This window comes from Candidatus Saccharimonadales bacterium (assembly GCA_036388415.1).
Lineage (GTDB): Bacteria > Patescibacteriota > Saccharimonadia > Saccharimonadales > UBA4665 > UBA4665.
On the sequence record DASVRW010000002.1, the window covers coordinates 146,503 to 168,857 of the forward strand.

Consider the following 22,355-nt stretch of genomic DNA (forward strand, 5'->3'; position numbering starts at 1 on the left):
AATCACTGATTAACCTGAATCTCAAAACCTGCCCATGAGCCTCGTCAACCTGTCCGCCCCTAAAATTTTTTATCTTTAGGGATAAAACAATTCTAAGGGCCGCCCCGCAGGTTGCCACTCAAGGTAGAGGTTTTGAGATTCAGGTTTGATTATGCTTGTGTTTAGTTGACACATGTAGTATAATGGTTATTAATAACTTAAATTATGTAATTATCATGTTTTCAAATGTTTATCCTACAACCGAAACTTATACACTCCGCCATGGGTTGTCGGATGACAATATAAATGCTGCCGGTACATTTGGCAGCAGAGATCCATCTCTTGTGGACATAGGGCGCACACAGGCATATCAAGCTGGGATATTTGCAGCTCGACTTGGCATTGGGCTTATCGTAAGCTCGCCTGCAATTCGTGCACGGCAAACAACCGAAGAATTTACCAGAGGTCTTGGCCATCCGGTCGAGATAGTATACGACTCGCGGGCAGCAGAACAGTACTATGGCCCATGGCCTGAAGGCACTTCAAAATCTGCCATATTTGATACACCCGAAATGATTGAACGAGCTAAAGCCGAAGGCTTACGATTGAAAATCCACCCAGAAGGTGAGAGTGAGGCGGACGTCGCAGAACGTATTGCTGAATTAGAGCGCGACTACCAGCATTTAACGCCTGGTAAATTACTAATATCTACACATGGTCAGACATCAAAAGCACTGCCCGGAGTACATCAAAATGTCAGCAGACAGGTATTTCGCAAATGTGATGTACCCAACGGATCAATCGCCCTGTTGGATGTTAATGACCCTAATCTCCGAACGCCAATATTCATACCGAGTATATAGTTACTGCTCCAGTTCCCGTATCCGGTCGTGATCGAGCCCATAATAATGCCCGATCTCGTGCCACAGCGTATGCCGTATCTCTTCTTTAAACTCATTAATGGTGCGGGCGCCTGAGGCCAGCGGATGCTTGAATAAGGTAATTTTATCGGGCATGAGCCGGGTTTGTCCTTGCCGGGCTGGCAGCGGGACGCCTTCGTAGAGCCCGTACAGCGATTGGTCATCACGCAGTTGCAGCAGTCGGCGTTGCTCCGGTGTCGGGTCATCCTCACGCAGAATCGCAATATTTTCGATTTGTTTGATGTGCTCGCCGGGCAGACTTGCCAAGGCTTCATTTATCAGTTCGTCGAATAATTCGTCAGATATATCTAGCATCAGCTCATTGTACCAAAATCCGCATACATGTTTGTTGGCTGCGCTAATCGAAGCGCGGTAGATCGAGGCAACTATTAATTGCCATGATGGGTACCCGTAGACGCTCGAGCGGTAGTGTATCGCCGCAGATGCTGGCTGCCATCAGTGTTGGCTCTTCAAACACCAATACAATTGAATCAAGTGGAATATCCTTGTCCAACAAGTAAGTGCACGAAGCTAGTACACCGCTAAATGTAACACCTTCGTTAAACAGAACTCGTTTGTCGTCTGCGGCGTTTAAGGGTTATCCGAGTGCAATGTATGTCTCGACCATGAACGGCTTACCCAGTATGTCGCCAGTACGAGACTGCCGTATAGTGTCTCGGATATGATCAATTCTGGCGTTTTCGGATGTAATCCTAGCTGATGAAACCTGCAGCTCCTGCAGAGCAGTAATGTATTCATGGGTCGGATAAGATTGTTCAGTCACGCTGGAATCCTCAATTGGTACTGCCAATCATAGCATTTCTCAAGACGAAGTTACAAAATATACTATTTTCTAATGACGTTACAGCCAGCGCTTGCGGTGGAACAGCCAAACTGCGGCTAACATTAGGCCGGCTATAATTAGCAGGACGTACAGGAAGGCGTGGCCCTGGTCGGCTAACGGTATTGGCACATTCATGCCGAACAGTCCACCAATGATCGTCGGTATGGTTAGAAAGATGGCGATGCTGGTCAGGCGTTTGAAGGTGTTGTTCAGGTTGTTGGTGGCGATGGCGTCATAGGCTTGGCGGATGTTGGTGAGCGTCCGCAGCCGGGATTTGGTCAGCTCGATAAGCTCGTTGGTGCCAAGCCGCAAGTCCTCGATCATTTCCTTGTCGTCTTCTGACAGGCGCAGGTATTTGGTGCTGCTCAGTGCCGCCAGCAATATGCCTTGCGGCTGCAGCGCGGCGATAAATTCGTTGAGGTCTTCTTCGAGCTCGATGATGCCGACAAAGGCGCGGTTACTGATCTGCGATTGTCGCAACTGAGCGCGGATTCTGAGAATCTGCTTGGAGACTTTATTGATCTGTTTCTCGTAGGAAATGTTGACTGCTTCCATGATTTGGACCAGCAAGTGGGCCTTTTGAGCCGTGTTGACTTCCATTTTGCCGTTTGTGAAATTTGCCAGCAGATTGTTATCAGTTCGCATGACGGTAATCAAGTGATCGGCAGTCGCGATCAGTAGCAACGGTTCAGTCGCGATTTCTTTGCCTTCGGGATAGCAATAACGTGTGTACACGTACACGCTGCTGCCGTCTTTTTCGACACGCGGCGCTTCGTAGATATCGACGGCGTCGGCCAGCAGGTCACGGTCGAGGCCATAGGCTTCAGCCAGCACATCCAGCTCGGCCTCGTCTGGCCCCATGACGGCAATCCAGGCGCCCTGCCTTGGCTCTGGGAGCAGCTCTATAGTGCCTTGCTCGGCCGTGTTGTAGTAGATACTGGTCATACTATTATTGTACCTGAAATATAAGCGTAAGCAGCATGTCTATATGGGGCTTACGCGCTGTGTTTATGTAATTGGAGTAATTTGCTGGGCGTGCTTGCGCTTAGAGGGCTATTTAGGGGCTACTTAGCGCGTTTTCTTTTATTAGGATCGAGTTCGCGTTTGCGCAGCCGTAGACTCTTGGGCGTGACTTCCAATAGTTCGTCGTTTTCAATAAAATCGAGGCACTGCTCAAGGCTAAAGATGGTCGGCGGTGTCAGCTGGACGACGCCGTCAGAGCTGGATGAGCGCATGTTGGTCAGGTGCTTTTGCTTACAGACATTGATTTCCATATCTTCTTGGCGGGTGTTGAGTCCGATGATCTGACCGGCATAGACCTTTTCTGCCGGGCCGATGAAGGTCGTACCGCGGGCTTCAGCATTTTGGAGCGCGTACGGCGTGGTGACGCCCTGCTCGAAGGAGATCAGCACACCATTGCGCAGTTGCTGTAATGCACTGCCAAGCGGCTGGTAGCCGGTGACCAGGCTGTTCATGACGATGGTGCCTTTGGTACCGGTCATCAGGATGTTGCGGAGACCGATGAGTGCCCGGGTCGGCAGTTCATAGACTAATTTCGTGACGCCTTTGGGGCTGGCAAACTGTTCGATTAGTGTCGCCCGGCGCTGGCCGAGTTCCATCTGGACTGTGCCGACGTGTTCAGCCGGGACTTCGATAATAACTTCTTCGAGTGGCTCTTTGGTGACGCCGTCTTTTTCGTCGACGATTGTAACGACCTGCGGGCGGCCGACTTCGAATTCGAAGCCTTCGCGGCGCATGGTTTCGATCAGGACAGACAGGTGCAGTTCGCCCCGGCCGGAGACCTTGAAGCCGATGCCTTCGTCTTCGACGCGGAGGCCGACATTGGTCTCGAGTTCCTTCTGCAGGCGGTCGCTGATTTGACGGCTGGTATTGAATTCCGCTTCCTGCCCCTTGAACGGACTGGTGTTGGGCCCGAGATAGATCTGGAGCGTTGGTGCTTCCACTTCTAGTACTGGCAGCGCTTCTGGTTGTTCAGCGTCAGCGACGGTTTCGCCGATCTGGGCATTGCCGACGCCAGTCAGCTGAACGATATCTCCGGCGACACCTTCTGGTACTTCAAATTTGCTGACGCCGTGGCTCATGAATACCAGTTCGACCTTGGATTTGCTGAATGTGCCGTCTTTCTTGCAGAGAGTGACTTGGTCGCCGCCTTTGATGCGTCCACGGGAGATTCGGCCGATGGCGTATTTACCCTTGTAGGTGTCCCAAGCAAGTGCTGTAACGAGCATCTGGAATGGCTTGTCGAGTTCGACGGAGGGAGCTGGAATGTCATTAATAATAGCCTGGAAAATCGCTTCGAGGTCACCATCTTCATCTGGATGGGCTGGCGGTGTGGTCCAGGCTTTGCCGGCGCGGCCGATAGCGTAATAGACTGGGTAGTGCAATTGGTCTTCATGAACGGCCAGCTCCAAGAATAAATCTGCCAGTTCGTTCTCGACTTCTTTGATGCGGGAGCCGTCTTTGTCGATCTTGTTGATAACGACGATTGGCTTCAGGCCGTTGGCAAGTGCCTTGGTCAGAACGAATTTGGTCTGTGGCATCGGACCTTCCTGGGCGTCGACGATCAGCAGACAGCCATCGGCCAGATTCAGCGTGCGCTCGACTTCCCCGCTGAAGTCAGCGTGACCTGGAGTATCAATGATATTGATACGGTAGTCACCGTGCTGGACGGCAGTTACCTTGGCAGTAATCGTAATACCCCGTTCACGCTCCTGGTCTCCAGAATCCATGATGAGGTCTTGCTTCATCTCGGCCTGGTTGTCGCGGAACGTCTGCGATTGCTTGAGGAGGCCATCAACCAGCGTTGTCTTGCCGTGGTCAACGTGCGCGATAATCGCGACATTACGAATCTTGGTTGGGTCTTGCATCTGGGCCATATAAATTACCTATCTCAATACTATTATCTTATTGCTTAATAAAAGACGCCCGCGTCTACCGGTCCATACGTATTGTCGGTACCGCTATCATCGGAGTAACGCGCGGAGCGTTGTATCTTGTCAGCATTATGACATAAGCAACATATTTTTTCAAGACCGGGATATAATTTTGCGATTGGAGTACTATGTATACCGGAAATTGCGATAATAAATGTATTGTCAGCCTGTTTGTTTATCGGTTTGTCAATTATATAGTAATGATATATAATTCAAATAATTATGACGACAGACGGTTCTAATCCTAATAATTCTCACACCGGTAAAGACTGGTGGGAGATGGGTGGGGGTATGTTTGTCCCAACTGATGCCGGATCACCGGCGCCGCCTGAAGCACAACCACCTGGATCACGGCCGCCTGCCCCGCCCCAGCAAAGTGGCTCAGCTCAGCCTTCTGTATTCCCGTTCGGCTCAGCAGTAAAGCCGCGCCCGGGACAGCCGCAGCCGCAGATTAGACTTCGCGTAGTTCCAGATCGGACACCGCCCCGCCCCATGCCACCGACCAACCCAGTCGCTCCTTCAGTCGCTTCGAGGGAAACAGGCGCGGGTTTTCTCGATGAATATGCAGAACCGGACGACGGCAATGAACGACGCAAGAGTGATCGTCCAGCAAAAATTCTTGGCGCTATAACATTACTTGTCATTGCGCCGTCAATCGGTATCTATGCATCTGGATATAGTGATGAAGTGATAAGATACGGCAAAAACTTTGTAGGCTACGTGTCTGATTCGCAACCCGACGGCAAGACTAGTACGGGCAATCCACAGACAGTGACTCCGACGGTCCCGCCGAGCCCATCGCCGACGCTAACTGAACCGGCCGCCATACTGACGCCACTGGAATGCGTGCAGAAAACACCGGTAGCTCAGCAAGTAGAATCCCGAACTATGATCCGAATCACTGGCGACGGTCTGCCGGCTGTTGCCAAAGAGCTGCAAGATCATCGTATCGGATTTGTATCGTTATCGACAATGCCACAGGACCTGACACAAATCAAAGCCTTCAAAAATATTATGTCCAATTCAACCGTCGTATTGCTGGAAGAAAAAGCTGTTGTCTATGGAGCGGTGCCACTAGAAACGCCAGCTCAAACACCCGCTCCGACAGCAGCTAACACGTCGTCGCCAACAGCGTCAGCGACAGTCGAGGCAACACCTGCCCCAACCGAATCACCTGCAGTTCCGGCTGCGACCGAGACTGCAGTCCCAACGACTGCGCCAACTGATGCGTCCACTGAATCAGCACCAGCGCCGACTGATTCAGCTACAAATATAGACTTGGCTGCGGCTGCCTCAGCGGCTGAGAAGCGAGCGACCGAACTCCGCAGCCAGGGTATAGACGGCGTCGTCGTCAATTGGGCAGATCTGCGCCAGGTGAAGGATGCAAATACTTCAATCAATGATCCGGCGGCTCTGGCAGAATACGCCAAGGTGTACGCCTTGGCATACCGGCAGGCTGGAATGAAATATGTTATTACTGAAGGTTTCACAGATAGTGAAACACCAGAAGACGTCACACAGGACATGCAAACAACCTATAAATTGCCTGGATTTTTTGACACAGAAACAAGCGTTAATGGTTCGGGTATTGATGATCAGGTCGTACCTGCCTTGTCAGATAATAACTCAAATGAGAAAGATTCGAATGTTTACTCGGTGCTGCGAGAACACACCGGGGATGATATCCCATTATTCTCAGATCCTATGTCCAAACAATCACTTGGTGAAAAACTTAGCAACGGCGTGCTGGACGTCTATCGGAGTGGTGCCGATGTAGTCAAGCTTCAGAACCGCGATGGATCTGAAATTACTAGTGCGGACATCACAAGCATTAGTAAAGCGGTATTACAGGCCGTCGATGATAGTCGAGACTTCGAGATTGCACTAGACACGGCGACACTACGTGTCATGAAGAACGGCAATATCGATCCGTGCGGTAACCTGCCGCAGGCTACGCCGAACGTTACTCCAGCTCCAGCGCCAACGGAAACCATGGCAACACCAACTCCTTCATAGGTGAGCTTTCATAGTGCTTCCAAGCGCATTTGTTTAGCTACACAGATAAAATGCTATCACAAAATTGGTGTAGCATTAATTTCATGCGCTGTATTTCTGTGTAGATTCTTGTGGTGCACTGAACACTTTACTTTCAATGCACCATTATTTTGTAAACACACCACTGTTCTATTATTAGTCTTTAGGTGACCAGTGCCAAGATTCGTGGATGTATTGCTTGAAGCCAAATTTTGCTCCATTTTCATTCAGCCATCGCCAGCCTTTATGGTCCGGTGCAACACATTTGCCGTCGTGCAGGTGGGCGCCTCGACAGTTACCGGAGCGACCACGGTTAGTATCTTTAAAGTCGATTGCTTCGCCGTTTTGGTGCTCGGAATGGCCAGGTTGCGCAACGTATTTGTTAGCGCCCGGTCTTCCTTTTATGCAGGCAGTGGTCGGACATAGATCTATTTGGTGCTGATTAGTCCGGTACGAGCTAGTAGCTTGTAGATTGACGCCGTCTGCTTTGGCGGCCGCTACCATATCGACGAGATTCTTTGAGTATTTTGCCAGGATGAGCGCGTTGCCTTCTGCGCCGCGTACGTAATATTTATTGCCGGGAGTACTTTCAGAGCCGCTACTTGGCAAGCCGACAACTGCACATAACTCAGTTTTACTGGCTTTACCATTAGTGTACACTTTGTGAATACCGACCGATACCGAGCCAACGGCGCATGCGCCACCGCCATCATCATTCGTATCGGGCTTAGCATCACGGTCCTTGTTTTCATTGCCATTCGGGGGGGTGACGGCTTTAGGTTCTTCGGCCTTCTTCTCATCTACCGGGGCTGGCGGAGGAGTGACAGGCGGTGGCGTTTCGACAGTCGGACCTTCGACGAGTACATCTCCCTCCGTAGATTCAATGATATCGAGAGAACTCTGATCACGCGGTTGTTCATCCGGTACTGTCTCGCTGTCTAGTACGTTGTCAGGAATGGTTATGCTCGATTGAGAAGGTTCTACATATAAAGCTGGATTGAGGACAAGATCTGTATCGTCTGTGTTGGAATTTCCCGGATCTTGAATCTCTGGATCGGGTGTTGCTGGTGCTTCTGTCGTTGGAGCCTCGGATGCAGGGCCTTCAACGGCAGGAATGTCGATGAAGGTGTCGGGCACAGTTGCGACCGCTCTGAGGCTATCAAAGAGTCCGTTGATGGCTGCTGTAGCGGGATCTATTGTAATAGGTACTGGAGCTGGGGCAGCCTCGGGAGTAATCGGGGCTGGTGGTGTCACGGGTGGCGTAGCAACCGCGCCGTTACCGGATTTCAGACCATTTTCCAAGGCTTCAAGTGCATTGTATACCTCGCCCATACTAACGTGCGCGCTGTTGAGGCCATCGCCGGCGTAGAAACTACGGCTTGGCCGCGACCCAGTCATTTTGGGGAGAGACGCCCATTCTTGAGCAAGGTTAGCGGCAAATTCTCGTCGGCTCAGACGGCCTTCCGCATACTCGCGTAGACCACGCCGCTCCAGTAGCTTGATTGCAAGCCGGTCCTGCAATTGGGCATCGAACTTTTCATTCATGTCCACATCGAGGTCTATGATTAATCCGCGTAATGTCCCCTGAATGAACTGGTATTTACCGACAGCGCTACTGGGGCTTCCGTTTTTAACATATGCTTTTTGCCAGGATAAAACCTGTCGCACGCTCATCTCGGTAAATTCTTTACTCGTGTTGTCTCCATTCCCGTAGTAAGCGTTGTAATTACCACCGCTTTCGCCTTTTGCGATGACATTTAGCAGCGGTGTGTATGCAGCGAGATTACGGAGGCGATCGTTACGTTCAGGAGCTTTTGCTTGGTTTGGTGCTTGTATCGGCGGCCGGACTGCTGCCGGTGGTGCGACTGACGGCTTTTGTAGTACGGCAGGTGCAAATAATACCGATGACTCCATCGGTGGTGCGAAGTCTGGCGATTGGGTGGCAGCCGCCAGAATATTTTGTATACTGGTCGGTAATTGGCCTGTCAGCGAGCTGGTTTCGGTTCCAGCCAATACCGAGGACAAATCTAATTTAAATGATGATTCAGCAGATTGTGTGGTTCTCACTGCTGCCGCTGCGCCTTCGGGATGTATCACTCCAAGCGCAATCGCACCAGCTACTGCGCTAGCTGCTACGGCCGGCCTGCTGACATCGGCGACGCGGCGGGTTGCGTCGCCACCTGCCTCTACAACTCGACGTTTAAATACCTGGCCTTCGACGAGGACTGCTCGTCCGCTTTCCTGCCATTTCTCTAAAGTGGCCGGGCGTATGTCTGGCATTTCAAGAGGTGGGTATTCAAACGTCATTGCATTGTACAGTGGGGCTGTCAGCATTTTGGTCAGATCGTGTGCCGGGGCAGCATGCTCAGCTGACCGAACTCTCCTGGGCATGAGCGCCTGGGCTGTTTCGAGTTGGTGGTGCCGGATGTCAGATAATTTTATTTCCTCGACGGTTACGTTGTCGGGATATGTAGAACCTTTAGAACGATGCGGTATAGCGCGTCTATCGTTGGCAGCGACCGCGCTGTGGGCCAATGCCAAACAGCGAAGACGTATGTCGTCGTCTTTGGCGATCTGCGCACCTTTTCGTTCCCTGACGCGGGCAGTGACTGCCTCGTATTCCTGCATGACACTGCGCGCGAGACGAAGCTCAACTTGTGGATCCGGTGTTTGTAAGCGGGCAAGCTGTGAGTATAAACGCTCAATGCCGCCTGATTCACGGTGATGTTTTGCTGATGGTTGGCTGATGTCTTTGACTCGCCGCAGAAGCTCACCGACAATAACGGTGCTCCGCTCAGCCTGGAGCTGGGGTCGTAGTTTCTCTGCCAGCAAGTGGGTACAGTATGCAGACTGAATGTTGTACAATGCCCATTCTTTGACAGTTTTTAAATCTTCTATAGAATCTTCTACAGAACGGGATCGACCGGCGTTCCGCTTGCCCCAGCTATTTATGCGATCGATCTGTTTTGAAGTCGTCGCGCGTGTTTGACTTTGAATCTGATGTACTGTTTCGACAGAGCTCAGCTCATCGCGTATAAGACTTCCCAGGGGACTGTACATGAGGCGTTTCATGTTTTCATTTGCCTGATCCTTACCCCGTCGGTAGGCTTCAAGACTATTTGGGGCGACTGTTATTCCGACAAACTGAAAGCCGCCACGCTCCTTTTCGATAACTGCGGAGGTGGCCAGAGGATCAGCGCTGCTATCAACATTCAGCGCATCGACAAGGTCGGCGCTGACAACTCCTGGGAACTGCTTATCGGAGCTGTCAACACCGCGGAGCTGCTCACTAAGCCGTGTTCTGTAATCTAGAAGGGCCGGATTGTCGGCTATGCTCTCTGGCGAGGGCGTTTGTACCTCAGCGGGGCTCATACTGGCTTGGTTCCGTTTTCTGAACACGATGTTTCCTTTCTCGACGATCCTATAATGACGATGCGATCTAATTTATTTGGCTGGGCTTATTACTAGTACGATTATGTTCACTTCTGTGCTTATCACCCATCTGCCGGCGGAGTCTTACGTCCTATCGAGAGTATTTTCCCTCCCAAAGTTTTTGCGGTTGGAGCCGTGGTGGCAATGCGACGATGCTCCTGGACTGCTGGTTGTTGCCGGGCTGCGTCTAGTAATTGTTTGACTTCGTCGACGATTGACGTAGTAGTTGGGGATAATTGTCGATCTATTTCGTCTCGAATCTGTCGCAATCTCCCAGTAATTAAACATGTACGATATTCTGCTTGCTTTAAGCTTTCTTTTAGACGATAGTACTCCCGTTTTGCGACAGCTGTATCCTCGCGGCTTTGCTGGGCCTTTTTGCCGAGAGCTGCTAATGGTTCGGTTTCCGTGAGTAAATCTGCTTTTAAACTCTCTCTTCGAGCGTATGATTGGGGCGCGAAATTGTCTTGTATATTAGCAATTGCGTCTTGAATCCTTATCGATAGATCTGAACTGGCGTTAGGGTCAGTGTCTCCCCTAACCGCGTATATTTGTAAATATTCATCAACTTCGGGGGTCTTGGAGGGCGGATCCTGTTTTGGCTCCCTCCAGACTCGGAGATATGCATCGCGTAGTACACCTAAAATCTCGCGATACTCTTTGAGTTGATGTGTTTCGGTATCAATGTCATGTGAAATACCACGAGCATGATGGCGCTTAAGTTCAATCTGAGCTTTAGTAGCGTCGTAGGTCATTTTATGCATTTTCACTTCCTGGTACGCCACCTCAACGGTCCGTCTGCAGGAAGATTGGTAATCGATAGATATCTGCAATTCGTTCCCAGCTCCCATAAGCTCGTTGCGTAGCTGTTGTATTTTTTGTCTATTTTGGATTGATCGCTCTGCGCGGGCCGCAAATACCTGTGCAAACGCTTGAGCAGCTGCTCTATCGGCTTCGTCACTCGATTCCCATCCGTCTTCAATATTCCGGGTCTGCTGATATGCGTCATTTGCTTTGGATCTCGTTCGTGAATAATCAGGCTGCTGATTGAGCGGCTCTGGGCCGAGTCCGGCAGCGGGGTCTTGCCCGAATCGTTCGTCACGCATGGCAGGGTCTCGGGACACCGCTAGCCTACTTGCAGCCGCGTGATCAACGGGTAAGTTATCTATGGGTAATGGTCGTGGATATTCGTTTGGTGACATTATTTTGCTCCCTTTGCTGGCTTGATGGCAGCTTCGCCGGACACGCAGGTTGGGTTCAACACGACATTCAATCCTGGGTTTGTTAATAATTTTTTGTTGTCTGCGTTTGATTCGTAGGCCTTTAGCAGACCGCTGTAGCTGCCGCTGAATGAGACAGTTGGCAACGGCGTTTTAACACCTTGGTTTTGTAAGTATGATTGTACAAACGTCGTCATCGATTCGTCTATAGCGCCTTGTAGTGTAGCGCATTTTGCTGGGTCATCCAGTGTTTTCAAGAATTCTGCGATCATTTTCGCACTGAATAGTTTGATGTAGTTTTTGTTGGTGCCGGCATTTGCATTATTAACTCCTGGCGTGGTTAATCGTGTGATGCGAGCATCCTCATTAACTATCTTCTCGTACCGGGGTGATTGGGTAATGTTGTCCTCGCCCAAAAACACGACATGCGTTTTACGATCATTGCCGACCCTAGCGGGATCGCAGACGATCAGCTTCGGGGTGGTCTCAATAGCAGTCATTCGTTCACATTCTTTACGGTTCGGTGACTGTTTATTGGGCGGTGACTCCATTGCGGCGTTTTGCATGATTATTGCCTCGCGGTGTATGACATAGCTGCCATTCGTGTATTCTGCCAGAGTTTGAGGCTCGTTATTTTTGGTCATACCGCAGACGCTGACACTGGCTTTTGCGATTGTCCGAAGGCCAACGGGGGTAAAGGCACGGACTTTAGTATTCGTTTCCTTGTCCAGTACGTCGAATCCTATTTCGATACGCCCGTTCGGGTCACGAAGAATCGTGCTGGCCACCGGTAGCGGCTTGATACCGCCGCCGCAGACCAGTGTATCGGTGCTCATGGTCGGATAGCTGGATTCTGTTTTGGACGCCTGTTTTGAGGTTGCACTTGATTTACCACTGAGGTCGGGAAAGCCCAGGAAGTAACCAGCTCCGCCGCCACCAACTAAAAGTACGCCAGCAACGGTACCAAGCGCAATGTATGCATTCCGGCGCCTGTGACCAGTGGATGGCGTCTCAACAGCCGGCGGTAAAGCAGCCGGACCCATTGGATTACCTGTCGGATTTCTGAGTGGATGGCCTTGCCGTGGAGAGTACATAGGGTTTCCGAACATATCTCTTTGCTGTGCCCTGGCTTGTTGGGCAGCTTGGGCAGCATGCTGAGCGGCTTGAGCGGCCCGGTAAGAGTTCTGACGACGCCTCTCTTCTATTTCTTTCATAGCTCGCTCCGAGACTGCAATATCGCGGACTTGTGGCACCACTGGCTGTGGTGCTTGTTGAAAACCCAGAGCTGCCCTCTGATCTAATCGACTGGCAGGCTGACTTACCACTTCCCCCCAATCTATTACTTGCTCGTGCTGTTCCGGTGGCTGAGACCGTTCAGGTCTTTGTCCTTTTTTGCCCATGTTAATTCCCTTGATTGTGATTAGTTTTTCGGACAAATATTTGTTCCAGATGTTCGCCAATGAACGGTATGCTTTTGGTGCTCTGCTTGCCTTGCTCACTCCAATATGAAGGAATCTCATCGTCGCCAGACATAAGTCTAAAAGCCCATGTTTCGGTCGGTTCAATAACAGTTTTTTCGATTTGGGCGCATATGGCTACAGCGGCGACCAGATAAGCGGTTGGCTTTCCTACAAAACGCCATAGCTTATTCCCTTTGTCACTACTGTCTTTGGGTGGTTTTTTGCCTGCTGCTGTAGACGCCTGAGGATTGTCGACTGCGGAAGTATTCGGTAGTTCTGGCTGCATGTCTGGCTGTGTATTGCCTGTTAGCGCCGGAGGTCCCTGGTAATGTGCGGCCTGCTCGAAGTTTGCATCAGCGTGGTACTCTTGCGGATAATAGCTTGCAGGGTCGACATAAGCATCAGTCGCTCTGTCGGCGGGATTATTTCCAAATGCACCCCGTAGGGCATTATCTAATATTTGTCCTGCTACATGTGCATCTTCTGGACGTGCTAGCCATCCGATGTTGATCCGTAATTCGATATTTCGCTCGATGCGCCCGGTAGCATCTGGCACTGGCCCCTGATCGTATTGCGGTGGTACGGGCTGTGCATAGCCCGCTGTCTCAGCCGAATGGTCAACTAAGTCTAAGTGAGCAAGCTCTTCCTGGGTTAATTCCCTAAAAGAGTTATCCGGGTAGCGTTCAACAAGCCCGTAACCTGGTTCGTAGTCAACATGCGTCTCTGTCATCTCGCTGCGCACCGACTCATCGACCGGCGGCTGGGGCGGCAGGTTGGTGATTGTCTGAACCTCTTCAATAGGTCGTCGGCGTCCTATAAATTTCACGGCTGCAACGCTCCATCCTTTGGTGCCTGACACTTAACTCCTGATGCTTTCATTATTATATCTGCGCCAGAAGGTGCGCTGAGTAATACGCCGCGTGCTTTGAGGTCATCTATCGCTGAACGGGTGTAGTCCGGAGGAGCGGTCGTCGGTTTGTTATCGTCACCGACAAATTCTACGAAAACGTTTTCTTCCTTCCAGCCTTTATCGACACTGGCAGCAACAATCGACTGTATAATAGCTTTTTGCTCTAGTTTCCACTGCAACGGTGCGCACTGCTTCTGAACTGCTTCAAGCGTATCAAATCGTAGTCGTTGCTGGATGACGGCGTCGTTCTCTAACAATCCTAGGAGTTTTTGCGGGTCAAGCTTTTGGCAGATATCGGGCTTCTTGCCTAAGGTGCTAAGATGGCAGGCTGCCTGGATCGGGGCTCCTGCTACGCCGGTTATCCCTTCTAAGAACATTGTCAGCTCATGGCTGGCGTTGACCTTTTCTATCCGAGCGTCCGCTTCTGGAAATTGTGCATTCGAGATGAGTGCACTATTCTCCGGCCCTATCGGAAAGGTGATAATTTGTTTTTCAACGCCGTTTTCGGTTATAACTTTTGTCGTTACAGTTCCAGCATCAGGATTAGAATTGAGCTTGCCCGAACCACTGAATATAAGTACCTTGCTCCTTGGATCAGACATCGTGCCGTCTGCCATCTTTTGTGGCTCACCAACGTTCACGAACTGAGCGCCGTTGCCCGTGCCAGGTACGTTGATTTTATCGAGTAAGCGCATTTTGGTATCAATCCTGCCTTCTACCGCGTAGACGGTGCTCGAATTGAGGTCTAGCTGAACGCTACTGATATCAATTGCTTCAACGGATAGTTTCTCATAGCCGGCATTTTGTTTCAGGCGATAGTTAAAACCGGCAACGCCAGCTACGACTGTGCCGGTAACTCCGACTACGAGGCAGGTAGCAGTTATTCCAAGCCCCATTCCAACAAGCGTCCTAGCTCGTATCGAGCCTTCATCGCCATGTAATAACCTGTCAGAAATAGCTCCTGATTCATGAGCTATTTCATCGACTGGAGTGACGAAACGAGTCTGGCTGTGTTCTGACATTGTATTGCACCTTTATATTTACCAATAAAATCAAAGAGACTAAGCTCTATACTACTTTTCAATCTGTGAGGCAACTGTCTGTTAGAGTTGAGCGTTAGCGGCGAGGCGCGTCCGCAAGCTGTAATAGCCAGGTGTCTATCATGCATCTGCGGGCTCGATCGCCACGTAGGTTGCATGACCGATAGGTACGATAGTTCATGCCTATTGGTCATACAGCTCGGGAAAATTTCGAGAAGTACTTTGGACTATAATACAGCCTTGACATGAAGTCAACAGTTAATTCAGTATTTTGGTGTTTCGTCAATTAACTTTCTTGGTGAACTCTTCAAAATAATAAGTTAAGGTGTAAATTCGACAATGCAATAGGTGTGGGGATCCGCATAGATGCGGTGGTGGGGACGGCGTCGCCAACTAGCAGCGACACCGCCCCCGCTGACACCACATGTGCTGTGCAGACGTGCCGACTCAGTCGCCTCCGGTGCCGAACCTGGCATCGAACTCGTCCCGGTCGAACGATGGAGCTGCGCTGGTTTCGAAACTGCCGTCCTCGTCCCATGCGAATGCCTGGGGACTCTCCTGGACGGTGCCGACGTGGACCTGCTCGTCGTGCTGTGGCGGTAGAGCTGCCGGCGGTGAGTACGCTTGGGTTGCCGGAGGCAGGTGCTGCTGTGCTGCTGGCTGCGGCACGGCTCTGGTTGCGTTGGCACCGATGGCTGAGGCCTGAACGAAGACTTCTTCCATCTGCTGGTGCTTTGCGGCCATTTCCTGCTCGCCAGCTGCCTTCGTGACCACAGCTAGACCCAGGGAGACCTTGAGCTCACCGCCTACTTGGCTGACCTCGACGAGCCGCTCGCCGAGCTGGTTGTTGAGCTGGATGCCTTGCTGCTGCAGGGCGTCCACCATCACAAGACGCTCGTAGAGGTCTTCCTCCTTGCGCGCCCACTCGGCTTGCTTGGCCTGTTCCAGCTTGTTGTGCTCGGCCATCTCGAACAGTCCAGGCAGTACCATCAGGATGGATACCGACAGCAGGAGAGCCGTCAGATCTCCACCGATAACGGTGAAGTAGCCGTAGACGACTGCTACCATGCAGGCCAGCAGTCCGTAGACTACCAGCTGCGCCGAGCCAGTTCCCTTGCGGAACTGTCCCTGCACGTAGGCCAGGAGGGCGAACAACAGGAAGGCACAAGGCAGCGCCTTTGGTTGGCCCATCATGGCGCCGGCGAGACCATCGTGGATCCAGAGCATCGCGAGAACGATGAGGAATCCGATGGCGCCGTCGATGCGGTTGAAGTAGATCAGCGTCCTGCCGGTGTACTTCTTGCCGTGCGCGTAGGTGCGCAGGGCACGGGTGCCGAGACGCTGTGACAGCGGAGGCTTCGAACTGCCGAACGGCTCGACTGGCTTGGGGCGTCGAGGCTGGGAAGCCTTCTTGGCCTCGCCAGACTTACGTCCGAGCTTGGGCGTCGTGATACCGAACATAGGATCTCTCCTCGTGTATTGCATTGTCGAAGAACGGCAACTGCAGTCCGTCAGCAATGCGGATGTGTGTGGCAATGCGAGTACTACAATTACTGCATGCAGGTTACACTTCTTTCCGCGCAAAAGTCAATATTATTATCGAGTATAGTAATTAAAGTATCGTATTAATAGTCATATGCACCATAGATACGATAATCACCCTTCCAATATCTGCAACACGCAACGTTCCTCGGGGCTCAGATACTGAGCCCCTTTTGCGTGCTTCATCGATTCGACGGTTCGGCGGACGGTGCGCAGGTCATCACCCTCCATGTAGCGCTGGATAATGCGCGGATCGATGTAGCTGCTGCGCGCGACTGCCGGTGTGTTGCCAAGCTTCCGAGCGACTTTGCGTGCGCAGGCGGTAATTGTCCTCTTGCGCTCCCGCTCCGACGCAGCCCGTTCAGCTTGTACGAGTTCGGCGCTGGCGATGAGCGTCCCGGCCCAGGTGCGGAAATCTTTGGCACTAAACTCTTCTCCCATGATTGATTTGATGTAGGCGTTCACGTCCGAACTTTTGACATCGTGGAGTTTATCGTTCTCGTCATAGTATTTGAATACTTCATAGCCTGGCAGTTCGTCGAGCTGACGGACAATGCGGGCCAGCGTCCGGTCTTCAATCTTTTTGATGTGATGTTTCCCGCTCTTTCCAATGAAATCAAATGTTATGGTACTGCCTTCAACTGTTGTATGTTTGCTGCGCAGTGTCGTCAGGCCGTAGCTCTGATTGTCTTTGGCGTAGGTGTCATTGCCAACGCGGATGTATGTCTGGTCCATGATACTGATAATGGTCGCCATAACCTTTTGGTAACCGAGTCCGGTGCGCGCCAAATCTTTGTCGACAATCTGGCGCATTTTTGGCAAAGCTCGCGCAAACCGCAGCACGCGTTCGAATTTTGCCTCTTCCTGGCGGGCCCGGAATGATGGATGGTAGATATATTGCAGTCGGCCAGCTGTATCGGTGCCTGTTGCTAGGATTTTGGCCTGTCTGTCACCGGCTATACGGACATCTTCCCATGCCGGTGGTATTCCCAATGATTTGCAGTAAGCTACAGTCGTTTTGTCGGTGATCGGCTCGCCAGATTCATCGAAGAATCGGAATGCCTTCGTTCCGCGCCGCACTATCCATGATTGTTTTAGCTTGCGCCTGGTGTCTGCTGTCATAGTACAAGCATGCGGCATTGCCGGTAACTCAGCAGTAAGTTATTTGATATTTGATACCCATTCTTTGCTTCGTCAACGCCATATTTTGTTCTAAGCGAAATTTCAGCATCTTTTGCTATAATTGTCCATTGTGCGCTCAGTTAAGTACCTATTTGATAGTACTTGAGGCATAATAAGAGATAAGCTTTATGAATCCGCAAAAAAACAGTAATTATCAATCGACTGAGCACGATATATTGCCTGCCCCGCAGCAAGTCCATCGCACGGCAACCGGCGCCGAGGCTGCTTTTCCGCCCCTTGGCACAACGCTGTCCAGCTATGCGCCAAATGCCTACGGTGACGCGAGCCGGTCACAGTCTGCAGTTGCTCAGGAAGCCCCAAAGCGCAACTGGAAGAAAATAATAAAGCGAACGTTTATCGTTCTTTTTATTGTTGCGCTGCTCGCTGGCGGCTATGTTGGATCAAAAGTCCTTATGAATGCCGGCAAATCTCTTGGCGGCAACTTGTTCGGGCTGTTGCAGACAGACAAGCTCAAAGGCGAAGATACTGGCCGGGTAAATATATTGCTGGCTGGTAATTCGGCTGATGATGTCGGTCATTCCGGCGGTGACCTGACTGATTCAATTATGATTGTCAGTATCGATACCAAAAACAACACGGCGTTTATGCTGAGCGTGCCGCGTGACCTCTGGGTGGCTATACCGGATCATGGGTACGGCAAAATCAACTCAGCATATGTATTTGGTAAGGCTGATAATTTTAGCGAGCCCGACTACCCTGCTGGCGGCATGGGACTGCTGGAAAAGATTATTGAACGTGATTTTGAAATAGACATTAATTATTATGCGCTCGTCAATTACACGGCGCTTCGTGATGCCGTCAATTCGGTCGGCGGGATTGACGTCACTATTGCCAGTACTGATCCGCGCGGACTGTACGACCCGAGCCGTGACTACAGTAAGCCGACTCGGGCACCGCTCGTGAAGCTCACGAACGGCGTGCATAGCCTGGACGGCCAGGAAGCACTGAACCTTGCCCGCGCCCGCGGTGACGCCTACGGTGCTTACGGCTATAATGCAGACTACACGCGTACTGCCAACCAGCGTTTGATGCTGACTGCCCTCAAAGACAAGGCAACCAGCGCCGGGGTCACCTCCAACCCGATTAAAATCGGCAGTTTGCTCGACAGCTTCGGCAATAATGTTCTGACGGATTTTCAAACCAATGAGGTCCGCCGCCTGGCGAGCATCTCCAAGGCTATACCCAGCGCCAGTATCAAATCGGCCAGCCTGAACGACGTTAACGGCAAAAACCTGCTTACCAGCTACCGCTCAGCAAACGGCCAGTCGGCGCTGATACCAGCGACAGGCGTCGATGATTACACCGATATTACCGCGTACCTCACCACTCTTATGACGCCGCCCGCCCCGGCTACTCCAGCCCAGCAGTAACATGCGCCGTATGCAGCATGTGCGGTTTAGTAATTTCTAAAGCATTTTTTAAGATTCAGTGGTTATGCTGTGAATGTTGGCTCACCGGCTAACACCACAAGCGAGCGTGTACGCCAGATATGCCCCGACATATTGTCAAACGGGCGCGTGACGCTCATAACCAAAAGACGAAACATAACAGAAGGAGAAATGTATGCAGCACATTGAATTACCGAGAGACTACGCATTAGTATTACAGACTGTTCATGAAAATGGTGAAGAAGATTTTGCAAATTTAGCCGAAACGCTCCGCTTTGACCGCCAGCGTTTAGCGCATATTATCGAGGCATTGCGCCACAAAGGACTGATATATCTCAACCGTTCGACCCGCAGCAGTAGTGACGCCTGGATACGGCTGAGCGCCAAAGGCCGCAAATGTATGACAAACATCTGGCCTGAATCGACGATGAACGGCGCCGCTTACAGCTACTAGACTCATTACAGCCCTAGGTGACAGTGCGGTTCGGGTATACCGGAGGCGAACGTCCCGCGTATCACCCGAACCGCTTTATTGCTATAATGACACTATATGACCGAACGTATGGCAGAAGATACAACTAGTACAACGACGACACAGACAAAGATGACAGCCCGCAGCAGCAAGCCCTGGACCTGGCTGCTTGCTGGCTTATTGCTGGGAGCACTGCTGATACTTGGCATCCGGTTTGCCACTTATCAGCCCCACGCCGAAACGCACTACCACGCCAACTTCGCCGTATATATCAACGGCGTCCGCGAAGAGTTCAAGGATCCGCAGTATTATCAAGAAGTCAAAATCTGCGACCTGCATGGCACTTCACCCCAGGCCCGGACGCATATGCATGATGAAGAAAACGGTGTTATACACGTCCACGATGATGCCGTCACTTGGGGCCAGTTCTTCGAAAATGTCGGCTGGATTGTCGGGCCGGACTTTATTCGTTCGACGACGACCCTGTACCAGGCCGACGGCACCAATAAGCTCAATATCCTGCTCAATGGCCAGGATCTGACTGATCTGACGACTATTACCAATGAAGTGATTGATAATAAGGACCGGTTGTTGCTTAGCTACGGCCCAGTTGACCAGGCTGTACTGCAGCAGCAATACAAAACAGTAGCATCTGACGCTGGAGACTATAATAACCGCCAGGATCCTGCTTCCTGCGGCGGCCACGAAGCATCAGGCATCTCCGACCGGCTGCGCAATCTATTCTAATCTGTGCTTTATTTAACTTACAGCTATGTCCGCAGACCTTATGATACATAGTGTTAGTAACTAACGAGGAGAAACGCTATGAGTATATTAGACGACGCCGCTGACAAGAGAAAAGATGTTCAGGAACGCCTGGATTCAACGCAGATCGATGACAAAGCCAAAGAACAGATGGAAAAGATGCGGAACAAAGATTCAAACGACTCATCAGATTCCGACAAGATGTAATCCACGCATTGACATAAAAAGAGCCCGTTATGGGCTCTTTTTTGTTTGAGCGACGTAGGATTATTGACAACGCATCGTCTCCGTAAGTAGAAATGATACTATCTGTTAGTTTCGAAAACCGCTGACAATAATACTATTGTCGACCAGTACAAGCCGGCGTTATAATCAGGGCTAGTATCGTGAGTGCTGGTCAACGTTGCTACGTGCTTTGTTTATCTTCCTACTCACCTGCTTTACAACCCAAGTAGCATACTCACTAGTTTGTAACGGCCCTATAGGCTTCAACAGACAAAGCGTCACTGCAATTCTTATTCAAGCAAGATATATGGTCATCTGTAGGTTATCTCTAAGTCAACTTTAGGATTTCCCCGTAGAAACAAGTCGACTCCCGAACGGTAGCGCTTCTTGTATCCATATCTCCCCTGTTCTAATCCGTTCACTGATTGCAGCTATGCTAGTCAGTTCTCTTCATAAATTTTATCTTAGGAGCTTGAACCTATGAACGATTCTCGAAATGCACGTGTTATTAATAAAGAAGTCAATGTAACAAGCGTTTACTTTCGCCCCGGACGCCACCTCAAGGGATTCCCAAAGCGCATGGAGTATGAAGGCCGGGAGTATACATTCGTCGAATCCGGACTGCGCTACCTTGTCCAAAAGGGACAGCAGCTATTTGAAATTTTCGACATGACTGACGGCGCCCAGGATTACCGGTTGAAATTTGATACAGATGCCCACGTCTGGACACTAATTGGCGTACGGGAGAACAATCATGTCACCGCTTAGTCTCGTTACGCGCCCTAGTGCAGTGCATGCCGATATAACGCGGGATGAGAACCGTGGCGGTTCGCTGGCAGTATTGAGCAAGCCGAAGAGATTTACCGCTTGTTTTCCGAACCTGCTGGATTGGCTGAGCCTGAGGCAGCCGTGCAGCCACCCGCGCTGTACTCGCTGCAGGACAATGATATGGTGCTCGGCGAAGCCGATACGCCGTACGTGCTGCGCGTCCGTGATATGGAAAGCCAACAAAAGCCACGGGAGAGGATGATCAAATACGGTCCGCAGGATTTAAGCTTGGCCGAGATCATAGCTATCTTGCTGGGTGTCGGCACGCGGCGCGAGGAAGTCATGGTCATGGCTCATCGCATACTCAAAGAATACGGCGAGCGCGCCCTGCTACGCGAAACCAGTCCCAAGCGGCTGGCGGCGTCACTGAACATTCCGCTGACCAAAGCGTGCCAGTTGGTTGCCAGCTTTGAACTAGGACGACGGTTTTATGAAAATCGGGCTGGCAAGCCGACGGTTGTGCGTACCTCAAACCAAGCATATCAGCACCTCAAAAACATGGGTGAATTGCAGAAGGAACAACTGCGGGCTTTATATTTGGGAGCTCGCTATCAGATTGTACACGAGGAGGTTATTTCTATGGGAAGTTTGACGGCTAATATCGTACATCCCCGCGAAGTATTTCAGCCGGCCATTACCTACGGAGCGGTAGCCGTGATCATCGCCCATAATCACCCTTCTGGTTCCCTGGAGCCGACACAAGCCGATGCAGAAGTCACCGACCAGTTGATTCAAGGCGGCAAACTGCTCGGAATTGATCTGCTCGATCATTTAATTATTGCGCGAGATGCATATCTTAGTATGATGGAAGAAGTATAAGCTGCTTACGTTAAGGCAATAGGAGACAGTATGAATCCAACAAATTACACCATCAAATCTCATAGCACGACACTGAGCCACTTTCCAGCAGTACAACCAATAGTGCGCGATACGGATGACCATGCAGATGTCTCACAAGAACTGATGATGCATGCCCGTGCCCGCTCCGGGGATTATTTGATGACTCTCGCTATCGAGCTTGACGTAGTTGCCCAGGAACTTGCAGCCACCGATGCCGCCCTGGCACCAGAAATAGAACGACTCGTCGCTGAACTCATATATCTCAACCGCGACTACGCAATCCGCAAAAAGTAGCTCAG

21 protein-coding genes are annotated in these 22,355 nt (G+C 51.0%); 9 read left to right on the top strand and 12 right to left on the bottom strand.

Going from position 1 to position 22,355, the window contains the following annotated elements; genetic code table 11:
• The first annotated feature begins 215 nt into the window (after window positions 1–215).
• Entirely contained in the window at window positions 216–842 is a 627-nt protein-coding gene (locus tag VF575_00920) for a histidine phosphatase family protein (GenBank protein HEX8182144.1), read from the top strand.
• Here VF575_00920 and VF575_00925 read toward each other — a convergent pair whose 3' ends face one another.
• From VF575_00925 to typA, 5 genes are all read right to left on the bottom strand, one after another.
• Window positions 843–1,214, bottom strand: coding sequence for a metallopeptidase family protein (locus tag VF575_00925; GenBank protein ID HEX8182145.1), 372 nt, complete (start codon window positions 1,212–1,214; stop codon window positions 843–845). It lies immediately after the preceding gene.
• A 43-nt stretch (window positions 1,215–1,257) separates the two neighbouring features.
• Entirely contained in the window at window positions 1,258–1,416 is a 159-nt protein-coding gene (locus tag VF575_00930) for a hypothetical protein (GenBank protein HEX8182146.1), read from the bottom strand.
• An 81-nt stretch (window positions 1,417–1,497) separates the two neighbouring features.
• Entirely contained in the window at window positions 1,498–1,683 is a 186-nt protein-coding gene (locus VF575_00935; GenBank protein ID HEX8182147.1) for a hypothetical protein, read from the bottom strand.
• A 78-nt stretch (window positions 1,684–1,761) separates the two neighbouring features.
• Window positions 1,762–2,688, bottom strand: coding sequence for a magnesium transporter CorA family protein (locus tag VF575_00940; protein ID HEX8182148.1), 927 nt, complete (start codon window positions 2,686–2,688; stop codon window positions 1,762–1,764).
• Between the two features lie 119 nt (window positions 2,689–2,807).
• Window positions 2,808–4,640 carry a translational GTPase TypA gene (typA, locus tag VF575_00945; protein HEX8182149.1) on the bottom strand — a complete coding sequence of 611 codons (1,833 nt, stop codon included), beginning with the start codon at window positions 4,638–4,640 and terminating at the stop codon, window positions 2,808–2,810.
• A 279-nt stretch (window positions 4,641–4,919) separates the two neighbouring features.
• Here typA and VF575_00950 point away from each other — a divergent pair, with 279 nt between their 5' ends.
• A complete protein-coding gene (locus VF575_00950) occupies window positions 4,920–6,713 on the top strand; it encodes a hypothetical protein (GenBank protein ID HEX8182150.1) in 1,794 nt (597 codons plus the stop codon).
• A gap of 174 nt (window positions 6,714–6,887) precedes the next feature.
• Here VF575_00950 and VF575_00955 read toward each other — a convergent pair whose 3' ends face one another.
• The 7 genes from VF575_00955 to VF575_00985 all read right to left on the bottom strand — a co-directional run bounded on the left by VF575_00955 (window position 6,888) and on the right by VF575_00985 (window position 17,457).
• Window positions 6,888–10,130 (bottom strand): D-alanyl-D-alanine carboxypeptidase family protein, encoded by a 3,243-nt coding sequence (locus VF575_00955; protein HEX8182151.1) that lies wholly within the window; start codon window positions 10,128–10,130, stop codon window positions 6,888–6,890.
• Between the two features lie 95 nt (window positions 10,131–10,225).
• A complete protein-coding gene (locus VF575_00960; GenBank protein HEX8182152.1) occupies window positions 10,226–11,365 on the bottom strand; it encodes a hypothetical protein in 1,140 nt (379 codons plus the stop codon).
• On the bottom strand, window positions 11,365–12,783 hold the full coding sequence (locus VF575_00965) for a hypothetical protein (GenBank protein ID HEX8182153.1): 1,419 nt from the start codon (window positions 12,781–12,783) through the stop codon (window positions 11,365–11,367). The genes VF575_00960 and VF575_00965 overlap by 1 nt, the downstream gene beginning before the upstream one ends.
• A gap of 1 nt (window position 12,784) precedes the next feature.
• On the bottom strand, window positions 12,785–13,669 hold the full coding sequence (locus tag VF575_00970) for a hypothetical protein (GenBank protein ID HEX8182154.1): 885 nt from the start codon (window positions 13,667–13,669) through the stop codon (window positions 12,785–12,787).
• On the bottom strand, window positions 13,666–14,775 hold the full coding sequence (locus VF575_00975) for a hypothetical protein (GenBank protein ID HEX8182155.1): 1,110 nt from the start codon (window positions 14,773–14,775) through the stop codon (window positions 13,666–13,668). The genes VF575_00970 and VF575_00975 overlap by 4 nt, the downstream gene beginning before the upstream one ends.
• Before the next feature lie 465 nt (window positions 14,776–15,240).
• Entirely contained in the window at window positions 15,241–16,254 is a 1,014-nt protein-coding gene (locus VF575_00980) for a hypothetical protein (GenBank protein ID HEX8182156.1), read from the bottom strand.
• Between the two features lie 195 nt (window positions 16,255–16,449).
• A complete protein-coding gene (locus VF575_00985; GenBank protein ID HEX8182157.1) occupies window positions 16,450–17,457 on the bottom strand; it encodes a hypothetical protein in 1,008 nt (335 codons plus the stop codon).
• A gap of 188 nt (window positions 17,458–17,645) precedes the next feature.
• On the opposite strand from VF575_00985, the gene VF575_00990 reads away from it, so the two are divergent.
• The 7 genes from VF575_00990 to VF575_01020 all read left to right on the top strand — a co-directional run bounded on the left by VF575_00990 (window position 17,646) and on the right by VF575_01020 (window position 22,350).
• Window positions 17,646–18,908 (top strand): LCP family protein, encoded by a 1,263-nt coding sequence (locus tag VF575_00990; protein ID HEX8182158.1) that lies wholly within the window; start codon window positions 17,646–17,648, stop codon window positions 18,906–18,908.
• Window positions 18,909–19,101: 193 nt separating this feature from the next.
• Complete coding sequence (locus tag VF575_00995) at window positions 19,102–19,380, top strand: MarR family winged helix-turn-helix transcriptional regulator (protein HEX8182159.1); 279 nt, start codon at window positions 19,102–19,104, stop codon at window positions 19,378–19,380.
• Between the two features lie 96 nt (window positions 19,381–19,476).
• Window positions 19,477–20,145 (top strand): hypothetical protein, encoded by a 669-nt coding sequence (locus VF575_01000; protein ID HEX8182160.1) that lies wholly within the window; start codon window positions 19,477–19,479, stop codon window positions 20,143–20,145.
• Window positions 20,146–20,223: 78 nt separating this feature from the next.
• Window positions 20,224–20,370: a hypothetical protein gene (locus tag VF575_01005; GenBank protein HEX8182161.1), complete on the top strand. Its 147-nt coding sequence runs from the start codon at window positions 20,224–20,226 to the stop codon at window positions 20,368–20,370.
• A gap of 498 nt (window positions 20,371–20,868) precedes the next feature.
• Complete coding sequence (locus tag VF575_01010; protein HEX8182162.1) at window positions 20,869–21,156, top strand: hypothetical protein; 288 nt, start codon at window positions 20,869–20,871, stop codon at window positions 21,154–21,156.
• Between the two features lie 99 nt (window positions 21,157–21,255).
• Window positions 21,256–22,035 (top strand): DNA repair protein RadC, encoded by a 780-nt coding sequence (gene radC / locus VF575_01015; protein ID HEX8182163.1) that lies wholly within the window; start codon window positions 21,256–21,258, stop codon window positions 22,033–22,035.
• A 30-nt stretch (window positions 22,036–22,065) separates the two neighbouring features.
• A complete protein-coding gene (locus VF575_01020; GenBank protein ID HEX8182164.1) occupies window positions 22,066–22,350 on the top strand; it encodes a hypothetical protein in 285 nt (94 codons plus the stop codon).
• The last annotated feature ends 5 nt before the right edge of the window (window positions 22,351–22,355 follow it).

Excerpts from the sequence above, each read along its gene's own strand:
- VF575_00920 (HEX8182144.1), top strand. The coding sequence starts at position 216 with ATGTTTTCAAATGTTTATCCTACAACCGAAACTTATACACTCCGCCAT.
- VF575_00925 (HEX8182145.1), bottom strand. The coding sequence starts at position 1,214 with ATGCTAGATATATCTGACGAATTATTCGACGAACTGATAAATGAAGCC.
- VF575_00940 (HEX8182148.1), bottom strand. The coding sequence starts at position 2,688 with ATGACCAGTATCTACTACAACACGGCCGAGCAAGGCACTATAGAGCTG.
- typA (HEX8182149.1), bottom strand. The coding sequence starts at position 4,640 with ATGGCCCAGATGCAAGACCCAACCAAGATTCGTAATGTCGCGATTATC.
- VF575_00950 (HEX8182150.1), top strand. The coding sequence starts at position 4,920 with ATGACGACAGACGGTTCTAATCCTAATAATTCTCACACCGGTAAAGAC.
- VF575_00960 (HEX8182152.1), bottom strand. The coding sequence starts at position 11,365 with ATGTCACCAAACGAATATCCACGACCATTACCCATAGATAACTTACCC.
- VF575_00965 (HEX8182153.1), bottom strand. The coding sequence starts at position 12,783 with ATGGGCAAAAAAGGACAAAGACCTGAACGGTCTCAGCCACCGGAACAG.
- VF575_00975 (HEX8182155.1), bottom strand. The coding sequence starts at position 14,775 with ATGTCAGAACACAGCCAGACTCGTTTCGTCACTCCAGTCGATGAAATA.
- VF575_00980 (HEX8182156.1), bottom strand. The coding sequence starts at position 16,254 with ATGTTCGGTATCACGACGCCCAAGCTCGGACGTAAGTCTGGCGAGGCC.
- VF575_00985 (HEX8182157.1), bottom strand. The coding sequence starts at position 17,457 with ATGACAGCAGACACCAGGCGCAAGCTAAAACAATCATGGATAGTGCGG.
- VF575_00990 (HEX8182158.1), top strand. The coding sequence starts at position 17,646 with ATGAATCCGCAAAAAAACAGTAATTATCAATCGACTGAGCACGATATA.
- VF575_00995 (HEX8182159.1), top strand. The coding sequence starts at position 19,102 with ATGCAGCACATTGAATTACCGAGAGACTACGCATTAGTATTACAGACT.
- VF575_01000 (HEX8182160.1), top strand. The coding sequence starts at position 19,477 with ATGACCGAACGTATGGCAGAAGATACAACTAGTACAACGACGACACAG.
- VF575_01005 (HEX8182161.1), top strand. The coding sequence starts at position 20,224 with ATGAGTATATTAGACGACGCCGCTGACAAGAGAAAAGATGTTCAGGAA.
- VF575_01010 (HEX8182162.1), top strand. The coding sequence starts at position 20,869 with ATGAACGATTCTCGAAATGCACGTGTTATTAATAAAGAAGTCAATGTA.
- VF575_01020 (HEX8182164.1), top strand. The coding sequence starts at position 22,066 with ATGAATCCAACAAATTACACCATCAAATCTCATAGCACGACACTGAGC.